Source organism: Pseudomonas sp. HN8-3, from assembly GCF_020790195.1.
Classification (GTDB): domain Bacteria; phylum Pseudomonadota; class Gammaproteobacteria; order Pseudomonadales; family Pseudomonadaceae; genus Aquipseudomonas; species Aquipseudomonas synxantha_A.
In genome coordinates, this window is record NZ_CP086206.1 from 175,185 (window position 1) to 192,365 (window position 17,181).

The 17,181-nt window shown below is 61.6% G+C and carries 6 protein-coding genes; all 6 read left to right on the forward strand.

From position 1 onward, the window contains the following. Nucleotides 1-306: 306 nt before the first annotated feature. The 6 genes from pgaA to LJX92_RS00800 all read left to right on the forward strand — a co-directional run bounded on the left by pgaA (nucleotide 307) and on the right by LJX92_RS00800 (nucleotide 17,180). Entirely contained in the window at nucleotides 307-2,787 is a 2,481-nt protein-coding gene (gene pgaA / locus LJX92_RS00775; RefSeq protein ID WP_228309187.1) for a poly-beta-1,6 N-acetyl-D-glucosamine export porin PgaA, read from the forward strand. A 12-nt stretch (nucleotides 2,788-2,799) separates the two neighbouring features. Continuing rightward, nucleotides 2,800-4,803 (forward strand): poly-beta-1,6-N-acetyl-D-glucosamine N-deacetylase PgaB, encoded by a 2,004-nt coding sequence (pgaB, locus tag LJX92_RS00780; RefSeq protein ID WP_032878493.1) that lies wholly within the window; start codon nucleotides 2,800-2,802, stop codon nucleotides 4,801-4,803. Nucleotides 4,804-4,805: 2 nt separating this feature from the next. Further along, the gene (gene pgaC / locus LJX92_RS00785; protein WP_005783595.1) at nucleotides 4,806-6,146 is read left to right on the forward strand and encodes a poly-beta-1,6-N-acetyl-D-glucosamine synthase; all 1,341 of its coding nucleotides are present in this window, start codon (nucleotides 4,806-4,808) and stop codon (nucleotides 6,144-6,146) included. 2 nt (nucleotides 6,147-6,148) lie between these two features. Further along, a complete protein-coding gene (gene pgaD / locus LJX92_RS00790; protein ID WP_078819978.1) occupies nucleotides 6,149-6,631 on the forward strand; it encodes a poly-beta-1,6-N-acetyl-D-glucosamine biosynthesis protein PgaD in 483 nt (160 codons plus the stop codon). Nucleotides 6,632-7,109: 478 nt separating this feature from the next. After that, nucleotides 7,110-8,831: a ShlB/FhaC/HecB family hemolysin secretion/activation protein gene (locus LJX92_RS00795; RefSeq protein ID WP_228309188.1), complete on the forward strand. Its 1,722-nt coding sequence runs from the start codon at nucleotides 7,110-7,112 to the stop codon at nucleotides 8,829-8,831. Nucleotides 8,832-8,861: 30 nt separating this feature from the next. After that, a complete protein-coding gene (locus LJX92_RS00800) occupies nucleotides 8,862-17,180 on the forward strand; it encodes a DUF637 domain-containing protein (RefSeq protein ID WP_228309189.1) in 8,319 nt (2,772 codons plus the stop codon). Nucleotide 17,181: the final 1 nt, after the last annotated feature.

Consider the following 17,181-nt stretch of genomic DNA (forward strand, 5'->3'; position numbering starts at 1 on the left):
AGGCTTGTGTGGGAGCTGGTTTGCCTGCGATAGCATCGCCCCGGTCTGGCTGAAAGACCGCGGTGCCTGCATCGCGGGCAAGCCCGGCTCCCACACAAACCCGGCTCCCACATTCGTTTTGTGTGAGGGCAAAAATTCGCGATTGCACAATTCTGAACAATTGTTCTGAATTGTACTTCCCCCTACTTCGCTAAGAGATAGTTCTTACAGGAAAGCTAGGTCGGGTCCCGAGACGCCGACACCCTGATGCGTTTTGCTCAGGACCATCTATCGTTAGGGCTTTCCGTGTGTAAGGAAGCTCACGATATGCTGCGAAACCTCCCCTACAGTGCTTCAGGCCGGTTGCGTCTGCTTATCGGGGCCGCCCTGTGCAGCCAATTGCTGGTTCCTGGCCTCGCGTTTGCCGATCCCGCCTACGATGCCCTGATCATCCAGGCCCGCAACGGTCACTTCACGCCGGCGTTGACGCAACTGCGCCAACTGTCTGCCGAACGCCAAACCCCAGGCCAGGTCAGTGACCACCTGGTGATTGCCGGTTGGGCCGGGCAAGACGACGAAGTGCTCAAGGTGTACGAAGCACAAGGCAAGCACCGCAACCTCACCACCCAGGCACTTGCCACGGTGGCGCGCACCTATCGCAATCAAAAACAATGGGCTCAGGCCGAAGCGGTCTATCGCCAGGCTCTGCTGCGTGAACCGAATAACGTCGACTTGCAACTGGGCCAGGCCCTGACCCAGGCCGATGGCGGCAAGGCCAACGAAGCGGTGCAACGCCTGCGCACGATGGTGGCGGCGCAACCCAATGACCCGAACCGCCGCATGGCCCTGGGTTATGCGCTGACACGCGCCAGCTTGAATTACGACGCCTTGTTCGAGTTCGACCAAGCCTTTATCCGTGCCGGCGACAAACCGGAAGTGGCCCGTGAATACATCGTCGCCCTGCAAAAGGCTCGCTTGCCCGAAGCCGCCCTGCGCCTGTCGGCCAAGCGCCCGGGCCTGGTGGACGCGGTCACCCAGCGCCGCCTGGAAGGCGACCTTGCCGCCGAGCGTGTGCGCATGGCCGAGTTCGCTACGCGTACCGAAAAAGAACGCTACGTCATCGCCGATCGCGCCCTGCAGGATTACGACAAGCTGATCAGCCGCTGGGCTCCGGACGCCACTGCCCACGACGACGTCGTGCGCTGGCGTATCGACCGGCTTGGGGCACTCAAGGCCCGTGCACGCACCGCTGAGGTGATTCGCGAATACGAAGTGCTCACCGCCCAAGGCGTGCAGTTGCCGACCTACGCCGTGCGCTGGGTCGCCGCATCCTACCTCGACCAGCGCCTGCCGGAAAAAGCCGCGCCGCTGTATCGCCAGGCGCTGACTGCAGCGGATGCCGACGTCGGTGATCATGTCAAAGACAGCACCGCCCTGTTCTACGCCTTGTTGGAAAACGATCAGGTGGATGAGGCGCGTGCGGTCGCCACGCAGCTGGCCAGCACCGAGAAACCTCGGGTTGAACTCAAGGGTTTGCCTATCGGCAACCCTAACGACGAATGGATGGACGCCCAGCAATTGGCGGCCCAGGCCGGTACCTATGGCGCCGACCTGAATGCCAGCGAACAAGCGCTGGAAGACCTGGGGAGCAAAGCTCCCGGCAGCATCGGTGTACGTTTGGCACAGGCAGAAATGTACCGTGCCCGTGAATGGCCCAGACGCGCTGAAGACTCCCTCAAGGAGACCGAAAACCAGAGCCCTCGTGACATCGGGGTGGAAATGTCCCAAGGCTTCACCGCGTTGGACCTGCAGGAATGGCGGCAACTGGACCTGCTTACCGATGACGTCGTTGCCCGCGCCCCGGACAACCGCCAGGTACAGCGCCTCAAACGCTTGCGCGACGTGCACGACATGGCCGAAGTGCGGGTGGAAGCCTACACCGGCAAAAGCTTCGGTGGCGGCAACAACCAAGAGGCCGGCGCGGTGTCGGGTAGCCGTGACTGGGGCATAGAAAGCGTGATCTACACCCCGCCCATCGACGAGGACTGGCGCCTGTTCGCCGGTGTCGGTTATGGCACTGCCGATTTCGCCGAAGGTACCGGCCATCACCGTTGGCAGCGTGTGGGCGTGGAGCGGCGCACCCGCGATATGACCATCGAAGCCGAAGTGTCCAACCATTCCTATGGCGATGGCGCCAAACAAGGCGCGAGCGTGTCGATCGCCCGCGACATCAACGACCACTGGCAGTACGGCGGCAGCCTTGGCTACCTACTTAACACCACACCGTTACGGGCGTTGAATGAAGGTGTCACGGCCAACGGCGGCAGCGGTTTTATCCGCTGGCGCGCCAACGAAAGCCGCGAGTGGAAACTGGCCGTCAGCCCGTCGCATTTCAGCGATGGCAACGACCGCGTCGAAGCCTTACTCACCGGTCGCGAAGGCATCTACAGCTCGCCCAAAGTGCAAGTAGAGCTGGGCCTGGAAGTCGGTGCCAGCCGCAACAGCAAGGAAGACACGATCTACTTCAACCCCAAGTCTGACTTCAGCGTGTTGCCCACCGTCAACGTCAACCATGTGCTCTATCACCGCTACGAAACCCAGTGGAGTCAGCAGTTCCAGCTCGGTGCGGGTACCTATAGCCAAAAGGATTACTCCACCGGCGGCGTCGGCTTGATCGGGTACGGCCAACGCTTTCGCTGGAATGACGTGCTGGAAGCCGGCGCCAACCTGAGCCTGGTCAGCCGACCTTACGACGGCGAGCGCGAACGCGATTTGCGCCTGCTCCTGGACCTCACTTACCGTTTCTAGAAGAGCCTGACCATGACCCTCCTCAGTCGTTTTTTTCTGGTCCTGGGTGTAATGCTGGCCGCCGCATGCGCCCAGCAACCCGCGCCATTCGTTCCACCTGCCGAGCGCCCGACACTGGCCAGCGAAGCGCCGTGGCCGAAGAACCATTTCCTGGGCATTGCCTACCACGACGTCTCGGACAACGACCCTGACCAGGCCGTGGTGGCGGTGCGTACCGAGCGCTTGATCGAGCAATTGGCCTGGCTGCGCGAGAACGGTTACCAGGCGGTCAGCGTGGATCAAGTCCTTGCTGCGCGCCGGGGCGGGCCGACACTGCCGCCCAAGGCCGTGATGCTCAGCTTCGATGACGGCTATTCCAGCTTCTACACCCGCGTGATGCCGATCTTGCGGGCCTACAATTGGCCGGCCGTGCTGGCGCCGGTGGGCAGTTGGATCGACACGCCGCTGAACCAGCCGGTGGACTTCGCCGGTACACCGCGCCCACGGGGCGACTTCCTGACCTGGCAGCAGATTCGCGAAGTGTCCCGATCGGGCCTGGTGGAAATCGCCGCCCATACCGACGCCAATCACAAAGGCATACTCGCCAATCCCCAGGGCAACCTTGAACCCGCGGCCACCACGCGCCGCTATGACCCGGCGACCGGTCGCTATGAAACCGAAGCGCAGTTCCAGGCGCGGATGCGTACTGACGTAGCAGCCATTTCCAATAAAATTCGTACCGTCACTGGCAAGGCTCCACGGGTATGGGTATGGCCGTATGGCGCGGCCGATGGCACCACCCTGGCGGTGGTCGGTGAACACGGCTATGAGATGGCGCTTACGCTGGACGACGGGTTGGATGATTCCAACAAGCTGATGAACAGCCCGCGCTTTTTGGTGGCCTCCGACCCGGATGGGGAACACTTCGCCAGCAGCATGGTTTCGGTTCAGGCCAAGGCTCCGTTGCGCGTCGTGCATGTGGACCTGGATCACGTCTATGACCCCGACCCGGTTCAACAGGCGCACAACCTCGATGTGCTGGTGCAGCGCGTGGTGGACATGGGCGCCGTCACGGTGTTTCTGCAAGCCTACGCCGACCCCAAGGGTGATGGCCTGGTGCATTCGGTGTACTTCCCCAACCGCCACCTGCCGATGCGCGCCGACCTGTTCAACCGCGTTTCCTGGCAGTTGCATACCCGTGCCCACGCCAGCGTGTTTGCGTGGATGCCGGTGCTCAGTTTTGCCCTCGACGCCAAGCTGCCACGCGTGACCCGCTGGGACCCGCAGACCGGCAAGGTTGCTACCGATCCGGATCAATACAAGCGCCTGTCGCCCTTTGATCCGAAAGTGCGGCAGCTCATCGGTGAGATCTACGAAGACCTGGCGCGTACCAGCAACAGTGCCATCGACGGCGTGCTGTATCACGACGATGCGCTGCTAAGCGACTTTGAAGACGCCAGCCCCGCCGCACTCAAGGCCTATGCTGCCCAGGGCTTGCCGGACAATATCGCTGCGCTGCGTGCCGACCCTGCGGTGATGCAGCGTTGGACTCGCTTCAAGAGCCGCTACCTGACTGATTTCACCAACGAGCTGACCGTGAAGGTGCGCGCCATTCGCGGCCCGCAGATCCTCACCGCTCGCAATATCTTCGCCGAGCCGATGCTCAACCCCGGCAGCGAAGCCTGGTTTGCGCAGAACCTCGATGACTTCCTCAAGACCTACGACTGGACGGCGCCCATGGCCATGCCGCTGATGGAAGGCCAGTCGCTGAAAGACTCCAATGCCTGGCTGGAAAAGCTGGTGGCCACGGTCAAGGCACGCCCCGGCGCACTGGAAAAGACCGTCTTCGAACTGCAAGCCAAAGACTGGCGCACCCAAGCCGCGCCGGATATCAGCGCTGAGCAATTGGCAGAGTGGATGGGTGTACTCAAACGCCAGGGCGTCACCAGTTTCGGCTACTACCCGGACAACTTCCTGGAAAACTCCCCGGACTTGAAGACGATACGTCCGGCCCTCTCCAACCAATGGAATCCTTGATCATGTTCGACAGAATCCTGGCTCTATTCGTGTTGGCGCTGGTATTGGGCTTGCCTCTGGGCCTGATCTTCCTGATCACCGGGCAGTTCCTGATGGACTTCGTGTTCTTCTACCCGCTGTTCATGTCGGCGCTGTGGATCGCCGGCGGCCTGTACTTCTGGCTGCACTGGGAGCGCCATTGGCCGTGGGAGGAAGACACCCCGGCGCCGACCCTGGCCGGTAACCCGCTGATTTCGATCATCATCCCTTGCTACAACGAAGGCGATAACGTCGCTGACACCATGGCGGCCGCGTTGGCCCAGGTGTACCCAAACATCGAAGTGATCGCGGTCAACGACGGCTCCAGCGACAACACCGCTGCGGTACTCGATGCCCTGGCACTGCAACACCCACGCCTGCGCGTGCTGCACCTGGCGCAGAACCAGGGCAAGGCCGTGGCCCTGCGCATGGGCGCCGTGGCCGCCCGCAGCGAATACCTGGTGTGCATCGACGGCGATGCGTTGCTCGACAAGAACGCGGCGGCCTACATGGTGGCACCGATGCTCGACAACCCGCGCCTGGGCGCCGTCACCGGCAACCCGCGCATTCGTACGCGTTCGACCCTGATCGGCCGCGTGCAGGTCGGCGAGTTCTCCTCGATCATCGGCTTGATCAAGCGCACCCAGCGGGTGTTCGGACGGATCTTCACGGTCTCGGGTGTGGTGGTGGCGTTTCGCAAGAAGGCGCTGGACCGCATCGACTACTGGAGCACCGACATGATCACCGAAGACATCGATGTCAGTTGGAAGCTGCAACTGGATCATTGGTCGATCTTCTACGAGCCGCGTGCCCTGTGCTGGATTCTCATGCCCGAGACCGTCGGCGGCCTGTGGAAACAGCGCCTGCGCTGGGCCCAGGGCGGCGCCGAAGTGCTGTTCAAGAATATTCGCGGCATTTGGCAATGGCGCCATCGCTACCTGTGGCCGCTGCTGTTCGAATACTGCCTGTCCACCGGTTGGGCTTTCACCTTCCTGCTGTCGGTGATCTTCTGGGCCGTGGGTAAATTCGTCACGCTGCCGGCGGCGATTACCGTGGACTCGTTGGTGCCACCCGCGTTTACCGGCCTGGTGCTGGCGATGGTGTGCCTGCTGCAGTTTGCGGTCAGCATCCTGATCGACCGGCGCTACGAAAAAGACCTGTGGAAAACCCTGTTCTGGACCGTGTGGTACCCGATGGTGTTCTGGCTGGTGAGCCTGTTTACCACCCTGGTCAGCTTTCCCAAGGTGTTGTTCAACCAGCATCAAAAACGCGCACGCTGGGTCAGCCCGGACCGTGGTATCAAACCTGCCCAAGAGGAGGCGTGACTATGAAACTGGTCAGAACTCGCCAAAGCCCTGTGATGTGGATCATCGATGTGTTGCTGACCCTGCTGGCCTGGGGCGGGCTAGTCTGGCTGCTGGCGCGTGGCATCGGCGCCATGCTCGAAACCCATGGCGGCCCACGCATCGAGGCGCCGATCTTTGCCGCGCTCAACACCTTGCAGATCTACCTGTGGATCGCCTTGTTCAACGCGTTGATCCTGATCGGCTGGGCGCGCTATCAACAGCGCCGCGGCCGCCAGTTTGCCCAGCGCCGCGCAGAGGCCAATGCCCTGAGCGACAAGCACCTGAGTGAAAGCTTCAACCTGGGCGATGGCCACCTGGAGCAGTTTCGCAAACCCGGCGTGCTGGTGATCCACAACGACGAGGAGGGCGGAGTGGAAGACGTGAAGTCCCATGTCTCCCGCGACGTCGAGCGCCCCGGTCTGACCCTGGTGCCCGGGGCCGACAAAGACAAGGGCATTGGCTGACATCCTCAATGCTGCGAGTACACAATGTGGGAGGGGGCTTGCTCCCGATAGCAGAGTGTCAGTCACCAGATATATGACTGACACACCGCTATCGGGAGCAAGCCCCCTCCCACATTGGTTATTTCCCACCCTTTAGATTGCAGTGGTTCAACCCTCTCCTTGGAATTCCGATAAATGGGATCCAATTCACAAAACCCCCGCGAACTTTTCTCCTTTCCTCGGTACTAACCTAACTCGACGAAACTTGATGGCTAAATAATGGCAATCAAAAAAACCTTCGTCGAATTGCCATCAAAATCGCTGCCACTTGTCGGAATAATCACTTCCGGTGAAAAGGCTTGGCCCTTTTGATGAAAATTTATCTTTATTAATCAATAGCTTGAAGACTATTTCAGCGAACGGCCCAACTTCGCCCGTTTCTAGGCTAGCTGGAAGTTCGATGTTAGTTTCGCGGCCCTTGATTTTCGATGGATCGAACATGTCTTCGTTATTGCCACGGACTCGGTTTCTTCTCTGCACGTTCCTGCTCACCTGCCTGAGCCTGAACAGTGCATTCGCCGCCCCCACGCCTGGCGATCAGGACTTGATCCGCGACCGGCAGAATCGCCTGCTCGAAGAGCAACAGCGGCGTCTGCAGGAACTCCAGGACCTGCCCGGCAAAGCGGAAAAGCCCCAAGCCCCGGCAAGCCCTGCCGACACTCGGTGCTTCCCGATCAAAACCATCGAACTCAAAGGTGCTGACAGCCTGCCGGCGCCCGAGCGCGAGCGCCTGCTCAAGCCCTACATCGGCCAATGCCTGGGCGTGTCGCAGCTTAACGATTTGCTCAAAACCATCACCGACTACTACCTCGGCAAAGGCCGCGTTACCAGCCGTGCCTACCTGCCGCAACAGGACCTTTCCACCGGCCACCTGCAAGTGCTGGTGGTGGAAGGCAAACTCGAAGCCTTGCGCAGCGCCGAAGGCAGCACAGTGACCGACCGCGAACTGGCCATGGCCTTTCCCGGCAAGGTCGGTGAAGCGCTGAACCTGCGTGAAATCGAGCAATTGGTGGACCAGCTCAATCGCCTGCCGTCCAAACAAGCACAGATGGAGCTCACCCCCGGCAAGCAGATCGGCGGTAGCGACGTGGTGGTCAAGAACACCGCGCAAAAGCCCTGGCGCGCCAGCCTGTCGCGCAACAACGACGGGCAGAAAAGCACCGGCGAACAGCAATGGGGCGCCGGCCTGGAGTGGGACAGCCCACTCGGCCTGGGCGACCAACTGATGCTGCGCGGCGGCCACGACGCCATCAGCGACCACCAGAAAACCTCGAAAAACACCATGCTCTACTACAACGTGCCCTGGGGCTGGTGGAACTTCAGCTACACCTACAGCGAGAGCGACTACCGCACCTACGGCATCGCCGACGGCTTCAAATACAAGCAGGACGGCGACAACCAGAACCACCAACTGCGCGCCGAGCGTGTGATCCACCGCGATGACGTCAGCAAGACCTCGGTCAACGTCGGCCTGGCGCACCTGCGCACCAACAACTACATCCTCGACGTGCGCACCGCGCCCAGCAGCAACCGCCTCAGCGAACTGCAACTGGGCGTCAACCACGGGCGGCGCATTGGCAGTGCCTTCGTCAACCTGGACCTGGGCATGCAAAGCGGCATCGGCCTGCTCGACGCCCAGGCCCAAGACGAGCGTGACCCTGCGGGCCGTCGCCAACCGAACTCGCGCTACCGCAAATACACCGCCACGGTCAGCTACCTGCAACCGTTCAGCCTGTGGGGCGAGTCGTTCAGCTTCAGCAGCCTGGCCACCGGGCAGCGCAGTGAAGACCCGCTGTTTTCGCCGCAGCGTATGAGCCTCGGCGGCTCGGCCTCGGTGCGCGGTTTCAAGGACCAATTGCTGACCGGCGACAGCGGCGGCTACTGGCGCAACGAAGTGCGCTGGGCACGCCCGGTGACCCTCGACTGGATGCGCCCGGCCTTCTTCGAATACGGCGCCAGCATCGGTTACGACCAGGGCGTGATCCGCAACGACCGCTATAACGACAACGTTCATGGCCGGGTGTCCAGCAACTCCCTGGAGCTGTTCGCCCGTGGCAAACACGTGAGCACCAGCGTGACCTTTGCTCATTCGTTAGAAAGACCCGGTGTAGTCACCGAGCGCGAAGCGCCGATCTACTTCCGCATGGATTTTTTCCTGTAATTCAACGCCCCGCTGCATGAGAGCCTGACAATGGATGTTCGCCAATTCGCCTTCCTGGCCCGCCAACCTTCTGCCGCCCTGAAGCGCCGGGACGCGTTCTTCGGCCTGCCCAAGCGCGGGCTGGCGTTGATCCTTGCCAACGCATTGTTCTGGCAGCCGCTGCTGGCCCAGGCCGAGGGCATTGTGGTCAGTGCGCCGGGCACCACCGTAGGCGCGGCGGGCAATGGCGTGCCGGTGGTGAACATCGCCACCCCCAATGGCGCGGGCTTGTCCCATAACCAGTTCAAGGACTACAACGTCGGCCCCAACGGCGTGATTCTCAACAATGGCAACGGCGCGATGGTCAACACCCAACTGGGCGGGATCATTGTCGGCAACCCCAACCTCAAGGGCGGCGCGGCGAACGTCATCCTCAACGAAGTCAACGGCGGCAGCCCCAGCCAGTTGCGCGGCTACACCGAAGTGGCGGGGCAGTCGGCCAAGGTCATCGTGGCCAACCCGTACGGCGTGACGTGCAGCGGTTGCGGCTTTATCAACACCCCCAACGTCACCCTCACCACCGGCAAACCGGTGCTCGACGCAAGCGGCCAGTTGCAGCGCTATGAAGTGGACGGCGGCGCCGTGACCATCGACGGCCAGGGCTTGAACGCCAGCAACGTCGAACGCTTCGACATCATTACCCGCTCGGCCAAGATCAACGCACAAATCAACGCCCGCGAACTCAACGTGATTGCCGGGCGCAACGACGTCGATGCGCAAAGCCTGAAAACCACCGCCCGTGCCGACGACGGCAGCGCCAAGCCCGAGCTGGCGATCGACTCCTCGGCCCTGGGCGGCATGTATGCCGGCGCGATCAAACTGGTGGGCACCGAGGCCGGTGTGGGCGTGAAGCTCGACGGAACCCTGGCCGCCAGTGGTGGCGATATTCAGCTCGACGCCAACGGGCGCCTGAGCATGGCGCAGGCGGCGGCCACCGGTAACGTCAAAGTCACCGCGCAAAACGTCGACCTCACCGACAAGGTCTACGCCAACGGCAATGTGCAGGTCACCAGCGCCCAAGCCTTGGTCAACCGCAAGAGCATCGCCGCCGGCCAGCGCATCGATATCAACGCGGCCAGCGTGAACAACCCCGGCATCATCGAAGCCGGCGTTGCCGCCGATAACAGCCGCAACACCACGGGCGACCTGGTGGTGAACGCGCAAACCGTCACCACCAGCGGTAACCTGCTGGCCAGCCGCGCCCTGGCGATTACCGCCGCGCAAGCGCTGACCAACCAGGGCGCGATCATCCAGGCCAAGACCGTCGAGGTCAGCAGCGCCAAACTCACCAACCAGGGCGCCAGCGCTCGCCTGTTCGGCGAGCAGAGCCTGGCGATCAACTCGCCGGCCATCGTCAACCTCGGCGGGCTGATCCGCTTCGGCGAAGGCCAGGCCGCCACGCTCAACAGCACCTCCCTAGACAACCGCCAGGGCCGTATCGAAATGGCTGGCGGCAGCCTGGTGCTCACCAGTGCCGAATTGAACAACAGCGGCGGGCAAGTTATCGCCAACGACCTGACCGTCAACACCGGTAACCTGAACAACCAGAACGGTGTGCTGGTGGGCAAAACCGCGACCGTCAATGCCAGCGATCTCGACAACAGCCTCAAGGGCTTGATCCAGGCCGACGGCGGCGCGCTCAACCTCGCCGTTTCCAACACTTTCAACAACAACCAGGGTTTCGCCCAGGCCAGCACCGATCTTAACGTTACTGCCGGCACCCTCAGCAGCAACGCAGGCGGCGTACTGAGCGCCGACACCGGCAAGCTCACCCTCACCGCCGCGCAACAGCTCAACAACGCCCAGGGCCGCTTGCAGGCCGGGCAGGGCGATATCGAGTTGCACGCCGCGAACCTGGATAACCAGAGCGGCACGATCGTCGGCAAGCAACTGCTGCTCGACGTGGCTGGCGGCGATATCGACAACCGCGCCGGGCGCGTGTTGGGCGACCACCTCGACGTGCGCGCTTCCGGCCTCGACAACCGCAACGCCGGCCTGCTGGCCGGTGGCGCCCAGGGCGTAAGCCTGCTGCTCAAGGGCCCGGGTCAGTTGCTCAACGCCCAGGGCCGCATCCAGAGCGAGGGCCTGCTGCAATTGCAAGGCGAGCGCTTCGACAACAGCGCCGGCATCCTGCTGGGGCAGACCGTCGACGTCACCGCGCAGACCTTCACCAACAGCAACAAAGGCGCGCTGGTCAGCGATGGCGGCGACGTGGTGCTCAAGGTCAGCGACCTGCTGACCAACGTCGGTGGCCAGATCGACGCGGGCGAACGCAGCGTGCTGGTCAAGCAACTCACCACCCTTAACAACGACGGCGGCACCCTGCGCGGCAAGCGCCTGGACATCGCCGCCCAGCACCTGAACAATGACAACGGCCAACTGCTGGCCGGCGCCGAAGGCCTGAGCTACAGCGGCCAGGATGTGAGCAACCGCAAGGGCCTGATCCTCAGCGGCGGCGCCCTCACCGAACTGAACACCACCCGCCTGGATAACCAGGGCGGCACCGTGCAGGGCGACAGCCTGACCGTCACCGCGAACAACGTCGACAACGCCAGCGGCGGCCTGATGGCAAGCCTGGTCGGCAACCTGCAACTCACCGTCGAAGCCCTGGCCAACCGTGGCGGCAAACTGTTCGGCAAAGAACAAGTGACCGTCAGCGGCGCCACCCTCGACAACAGCGCGGGCCAGATCAGCGGCAATCAGATCAACCTGACCTCACGCGACACCCTCACCAACCAGGGCGGTTTGGTCGAAGCCAACCAGGGCCTGGCCCTCACTGGCGGCAACCTCGATAACAGCGCCAACGGCCAACTGCGTGCCCTGGGCGGCGCCAGCAGCCGCGTCAACCTCAGCGGTGCGTTGAACAACCAGAACGGCACCCTCGAATTCGGCAGCCAGGCGTTCAGCCTTGACGCCGCCAGCGTCAACAACCAGAACGGCATGCTGCAACACGCCGGCACCGGCCTGTTCCACCTCAACACCGCCAGCCTCTCCGGCAGCCAGGGCAATATCCAGGGCATGGGCAGCGCCGACTGGGCCTTCGGCAACGTCGACGGCCTGGGCCGCGTGCAACTCAACGACGTGCTCACCTACAAGAGCGACCAGGGGCTGGCCCTCAAGGCCGGCGACCGCATGGCCAGCGCCAAGGGCTTGATCCTCAACGTGGCCAGCCTGGACAACGGCGGTGAACTGCTCAGCGACGGTGACATCAGCATCACCACCGGCGATATCACCAACAGCGGCCGCGTCTCGGCCCTGCAAACACTCACCGTCGCCGCCAACAACCTCAGCCAGAACGGCGGCCGCCTGGCCGCAACCAATGCCCGCCTGACCCTGGGCGGCACCCTGGACAACCTCGGCTTCCTCACCGCCCGCCAGCAACTGGACATCGCCGCCGCGCAAATCAACAACCGTGGCACCCTCGGTGCCCAGGGCGCGGTGAACCTCACGGCGGTCAACGGCATTACCAATGCTGCCGATACGCTGCTGTTCAGCGGCGGCGACATGACCTTGCGCAGCAATGGCTTCAGCAACAGCTATGGCGATGTCTACAGCAAAGGCAACCTGAGCTTCGCCGCCCGCGATGGCGGGCGTGCCGTGCTGTTCAGCAACCGTTCCGGCACCGTGGAAAGCGAAGGCTCGATCGGCATCAATGCAGGCTTTATCGAAAACGCCAAAGACGCATTCGAACTCGGGCAAACGCTGACCACCGGCAGCTTGAGTTGGATCTGTGGCCAGCACTGCGGCGAGAGCGACAACTGGGAACGCGGCGAGATCACCATCTACGAAACGTACCTTGAGGCGGCGACCAAGGACTCGGTAGCGGCACGCCTGGTGGCGGGCAAAAACATGCTGCTGCAAGGCGATAATGTGCAGAACCGCTACAGCCTGATGGCCGCCAATGGCGACCTGAGCATCACTGCCGGTGACCTGCTCAACCAGGGCGCCGCCACGCGCACGGGCCAGCGCAAGCTTGTCATCGGCACGCCAGGTCACGTCTCCGACGATTTGTTTGAACGCATGCAATATGTCGACGTGCCCGCGTTCAATGCGGCCACGGCGGCCGGGAATTTCGATAAGGCGCGCTTCGAAGAACTCAAAAGCCGCTCACCCAATAGCCTGCCGTTCGCCTACGCAAGTGACGTCACCACCTGGACCAACAACAGCGGCCCCGGCTACGACGCCACCCTGCAAGCCGGCGGCACGGTCAACCTCAACGTCGCCCGCACCCTGCAAAACGGCACGCTGCACAACAACACCCTGGCGCAGTTGACCGGCACCCTCGGCGACGACCAGACCGGCATCCCCGTCGGCGGTATCAACATCAACCTGAGCAAACACGCCAACGACCCGAGCGCCCAGGCGCCCGGCAGCGTATTGCCCGTAGTCGGTGTGGCCCCTGGCGGCGGCTTCGTGCCCGTGGACTACACCGGCACCGCCTTCGCGCCGGTCGACCCCACCAGCTCGCCGACCTTCCAACTGCCCAAGGGCGAGTACGGCCTGTTCGTCAAAAACGCCGACCCCACCAGCCACTACCTGATCGAAACCAACCCCGAGTTCACCTCGGTGTCGGGCTTCTTCAGCTCCGACTACATGCTCGGCAAACTCGGTTTCACTGCCGACAATGCCTGGCGCCGCCTCGGTGACGGCCAGTACGAAACCCGCCTGATCCGCGACGCCGTCCTCGCGCAAACCGGCCAACGCTTCCTCGCCGGCGGCCTGTACAGCGACGCCGACCAGTTCCGCTACCTGATGGACAACGGCCTTGCCAGCAAAGACGCGCTGCGCCTGAGCCTGGGCGTGGCCCTCACCGACCAGCAAGTCGGCGCCCTGACCCACGACATCGTGTGGATGGAAAACCGCGTCATCGACGGCCAGACCGTGCTCGTACCGGTGCTGTACCTGGCCCAGGCCGACTCGCGCAACGTGCGCGGCAACAGCCTTATCCAGGGCCGCGACCTCAACCTGGTCACCGGCGGCGACCTGATCAACGTCGGCACCCTGCGCGCCAGCAACAACCTCTCCGCCATCAGTAGCGGCAGCATTTATACCGGCGGCCTGGTCGAAGCCGGCAACAATCTCAGCCTGCTGGCCCAGGACAGCATCCGCAACGCCATGGCCGGCGAAATCCGCGGCAAACAAGTCAGCCTCACGGCGCTCAAAGGCGATATCACCAACGAAACCACCGCCATCCAGGTGCGTGACGGCGCCGGTATGCGCACCCTCACCGACACCAGCGCTGGCACCATCGTCGCCCGCGAAAACCTCGCCATCGACGCCGGACGCGACCTCACCAACCGCGGCGCACTCACCGCTGGCAACGACGCTAATTTAACCGCCGGCCGCGACCTCAACTTCATCGCCGCCAGCGACACCAGCGTCAAACACGAGAGCCGCGACGGCGGCGAGAAATCCAGCATCACCACCGACGTCAAAAACCTCGCCGCCAGCGTCACGGCGGGCGGCAACCTCAACATGCAGGCCGGGCAAGACGTCAACATCATCGGCAGCAATGCCACCGCCGGCAAAGACCTCAACATCGCCGCCGGCCGCGACCTCAACGTCGCCTCGGTCAGCGACATGCACAACGTCGAGGGCAAGGAAAAGGACGGCAAAAAACGCATCAAGACCTCGGACGACCAGACTACTCAAGTGGCGAGCGTACTGACGGCGGGTGGGGATTTTGTCAGCCAGGCGGGGCGTGATACCACGATTGTGGCGAGCAGGATCAGCGCGGGGAATGAGGCTTATCTGTATAGCGGGGATAAGTTGAGTTTGTTGGCGGCGCAGAACAGCACCTACAGCCTTTACGACATGAAGGAGAAGGGGGGCTGGGGCGCGAAGAAGACCAAACGTGATGAGGTGACCCACGTCACGAATGTGGGGACTGAGATCAAGACTGGTGGTGATCTGTCGCTGGTTAGTGGCGGTGATCAGTTGTATCAGCGGGCCAAGCTTGAGAGTGGTAACGACCTGGCCATCACCAGTGGCGGCGCAGTCACCTTCGAGGCGGTCAAAGACCTGCACCAGGAGAGCCACGAGAAGAGCAAGGGTGACCTGGCGTGGACCAGCGCCAAGGGTAAGGGGAATACCGACGAGACATTGCGTCAGAGTGAGTTGGTGGCGCAGGGCGAGCTGGCGATCAAGGCCGTGGACGGCTTGAAGATTGATGTAAGGCAGGTTAACCAGAACACGGTAAGCCAGACCATCGACGCGATGGTCCAGGCGGACCCAAGCCTCGCCTGGATCAAGCAAATGGAGCAGCGTGGCGATGTTGACTGGCGCGAGGTCAAAGAGCTGCACGACAGCTTCAAATACAGTAATTCCGGCCTGGGCGCCGGCGCGCAAATTGTCATAGCGATCATTGTTACCTACTTCACGATGGGGGCAGCAAGCGGCGCAATTGCCGCCGCTGGGACGGGTACCTCGATGGCTGGGGCGACGGCTGCTGCCACAGCCACATCTGCCGCAGGCTGGGCCAATGCTGCGGGCAGCGTTGTGCTTGCCGGCATGGCCAGCAATGGTGCTATCAGCACAATCAATAACCGTGGCAATTTAGGCGCAGTGGTCAAGGACGTAACCTCCAGCGATGCGATGCGAGGCTATGTTGTCTCGGGTGTTACCGCGGGGCTGACCGCAGGGTTCTATGACGACTGGACCAGCACGCAGACAGGCACTACTACTGCGCTGCCTAACTCGGGAGCAGTGACATCTGCGAGCCCATTGAGTACCTGGCAAGGTGTTGGTCAATTTACTGCGAATCAGGTTCTGCAAAACGGCACATCGGCCATCCTGACTAAAGCGCTGGGAGGAGAAGCCAGCTTCGGGGATGCATTGCAAAGCAGCCTTGCCAATGCATTTGCTGCCTATGGCTTCAACATGATTGGTGATGTCTCCAAGAATCGGTTCGCCGACGGCGGTATCACCAAGATTGGGCTGCATGCGTTGATGGGCGGGCTGGCAGCTGAAGCTGCTGGCGGCGATTTCCGTACTGGTGCGTTGGCAGCAGGTGTGAACGAAGCCCTGGTAGACAGCCTCGCCAAACAGTACGCCAGCATGCCGGAGGATAAGAGAAAGAGCTTGCTGGTGATGAGCTCGCAGTTGATTGGTGTGCTTGCGGCGTCGGTGGACAGTGATGCTGACGGTGAGAGTTTGCAAACTGGAGCATGGGTGGCGGGCAACGCTACTCAGTACAACTGGCTATTGCATGGGGAGATAGAAGCGGCGGACAAAGCGCGTGAAGGATGTAATGCACGTGGAGGAGACGTCGCCGGTTGTAAGCGAAGTATCACGCAAGCGATGGACAGTCTTGATAAAGCTCGAGATATGGAGCGAGCTGATCAAATTCGTCAGGTGGAATTAGCCAACTATCAAGAAGGAATGACGCCTGGAGAGTACAAGGATGCCTTGGATTCTTATTGGAATGGAATCGATAGAAGCGAGCTAGTCTGGACTGGCTATGAACCCGCTCACGAGTTGGGATATATCGCTGGCGAGATGGGGTCTGGGTTTGTTGATAGGGCTGTAGATTGGCCAAGTAAGGTCTATGACACGATCACTCATCTGACAGACATCCCGGCAAATCTACTTCAGGCTGGTAAGGATGGCGTCAATTGGATCAATAGCCCCATACCAGCACAGAGCCTCGAGCGGGCCGGCGACGAGCTGATTTTTGCAACCCCGGATAAGCTTGGCGGAATTGTGTTTGATGCAGCCACGGGGGCAATTACCGCGGGCGTGGGCGGCAAGGCAGTTGAGTGGATTGGTGGGCGTTGGGTAAGTAGGACCGCGGGCAATATTGAACCGCCAAATCTAAAGCCAACCCAGCTTAACGGTGATAATCCTTTACGTCCTGATAATACAGCGGCACAAGGATTTACGGATCTTTCGAGTCAGGCTCGGCGTTATTTGAAAGATCTCGAGGCGCAAACGGGTTTCAAAGTTACAGATGAGCAGAGAGCAAATTTAGCAAACACGCTGCGTCAGCAGGAATTCTCCAAGCTTTCTCCAGAGTTATCTGACATCAATAGGAAGGAATTTAACAAGGTAAAAAATGATCTGATAAATCAATGGGAGGTAAATACTGGGCAAGTGTGGCCGCGCTACACGGAGGATGTTGTCGCAAAAAACGGGGTGACAATTTCGCGAAAAGCCGGACAGCCGTTTGACGCACATCATATTATTGAAAATAGCTTTGGCGGACCTAACGAATGGTGGAATATGCATCCTGCCAGATTTCCGGATCAGCATCAGGGTGGAATACACCGTGCCGGAGGTGTGGCCAGAGAGATTTTTTCCGACAAAAAGTAGG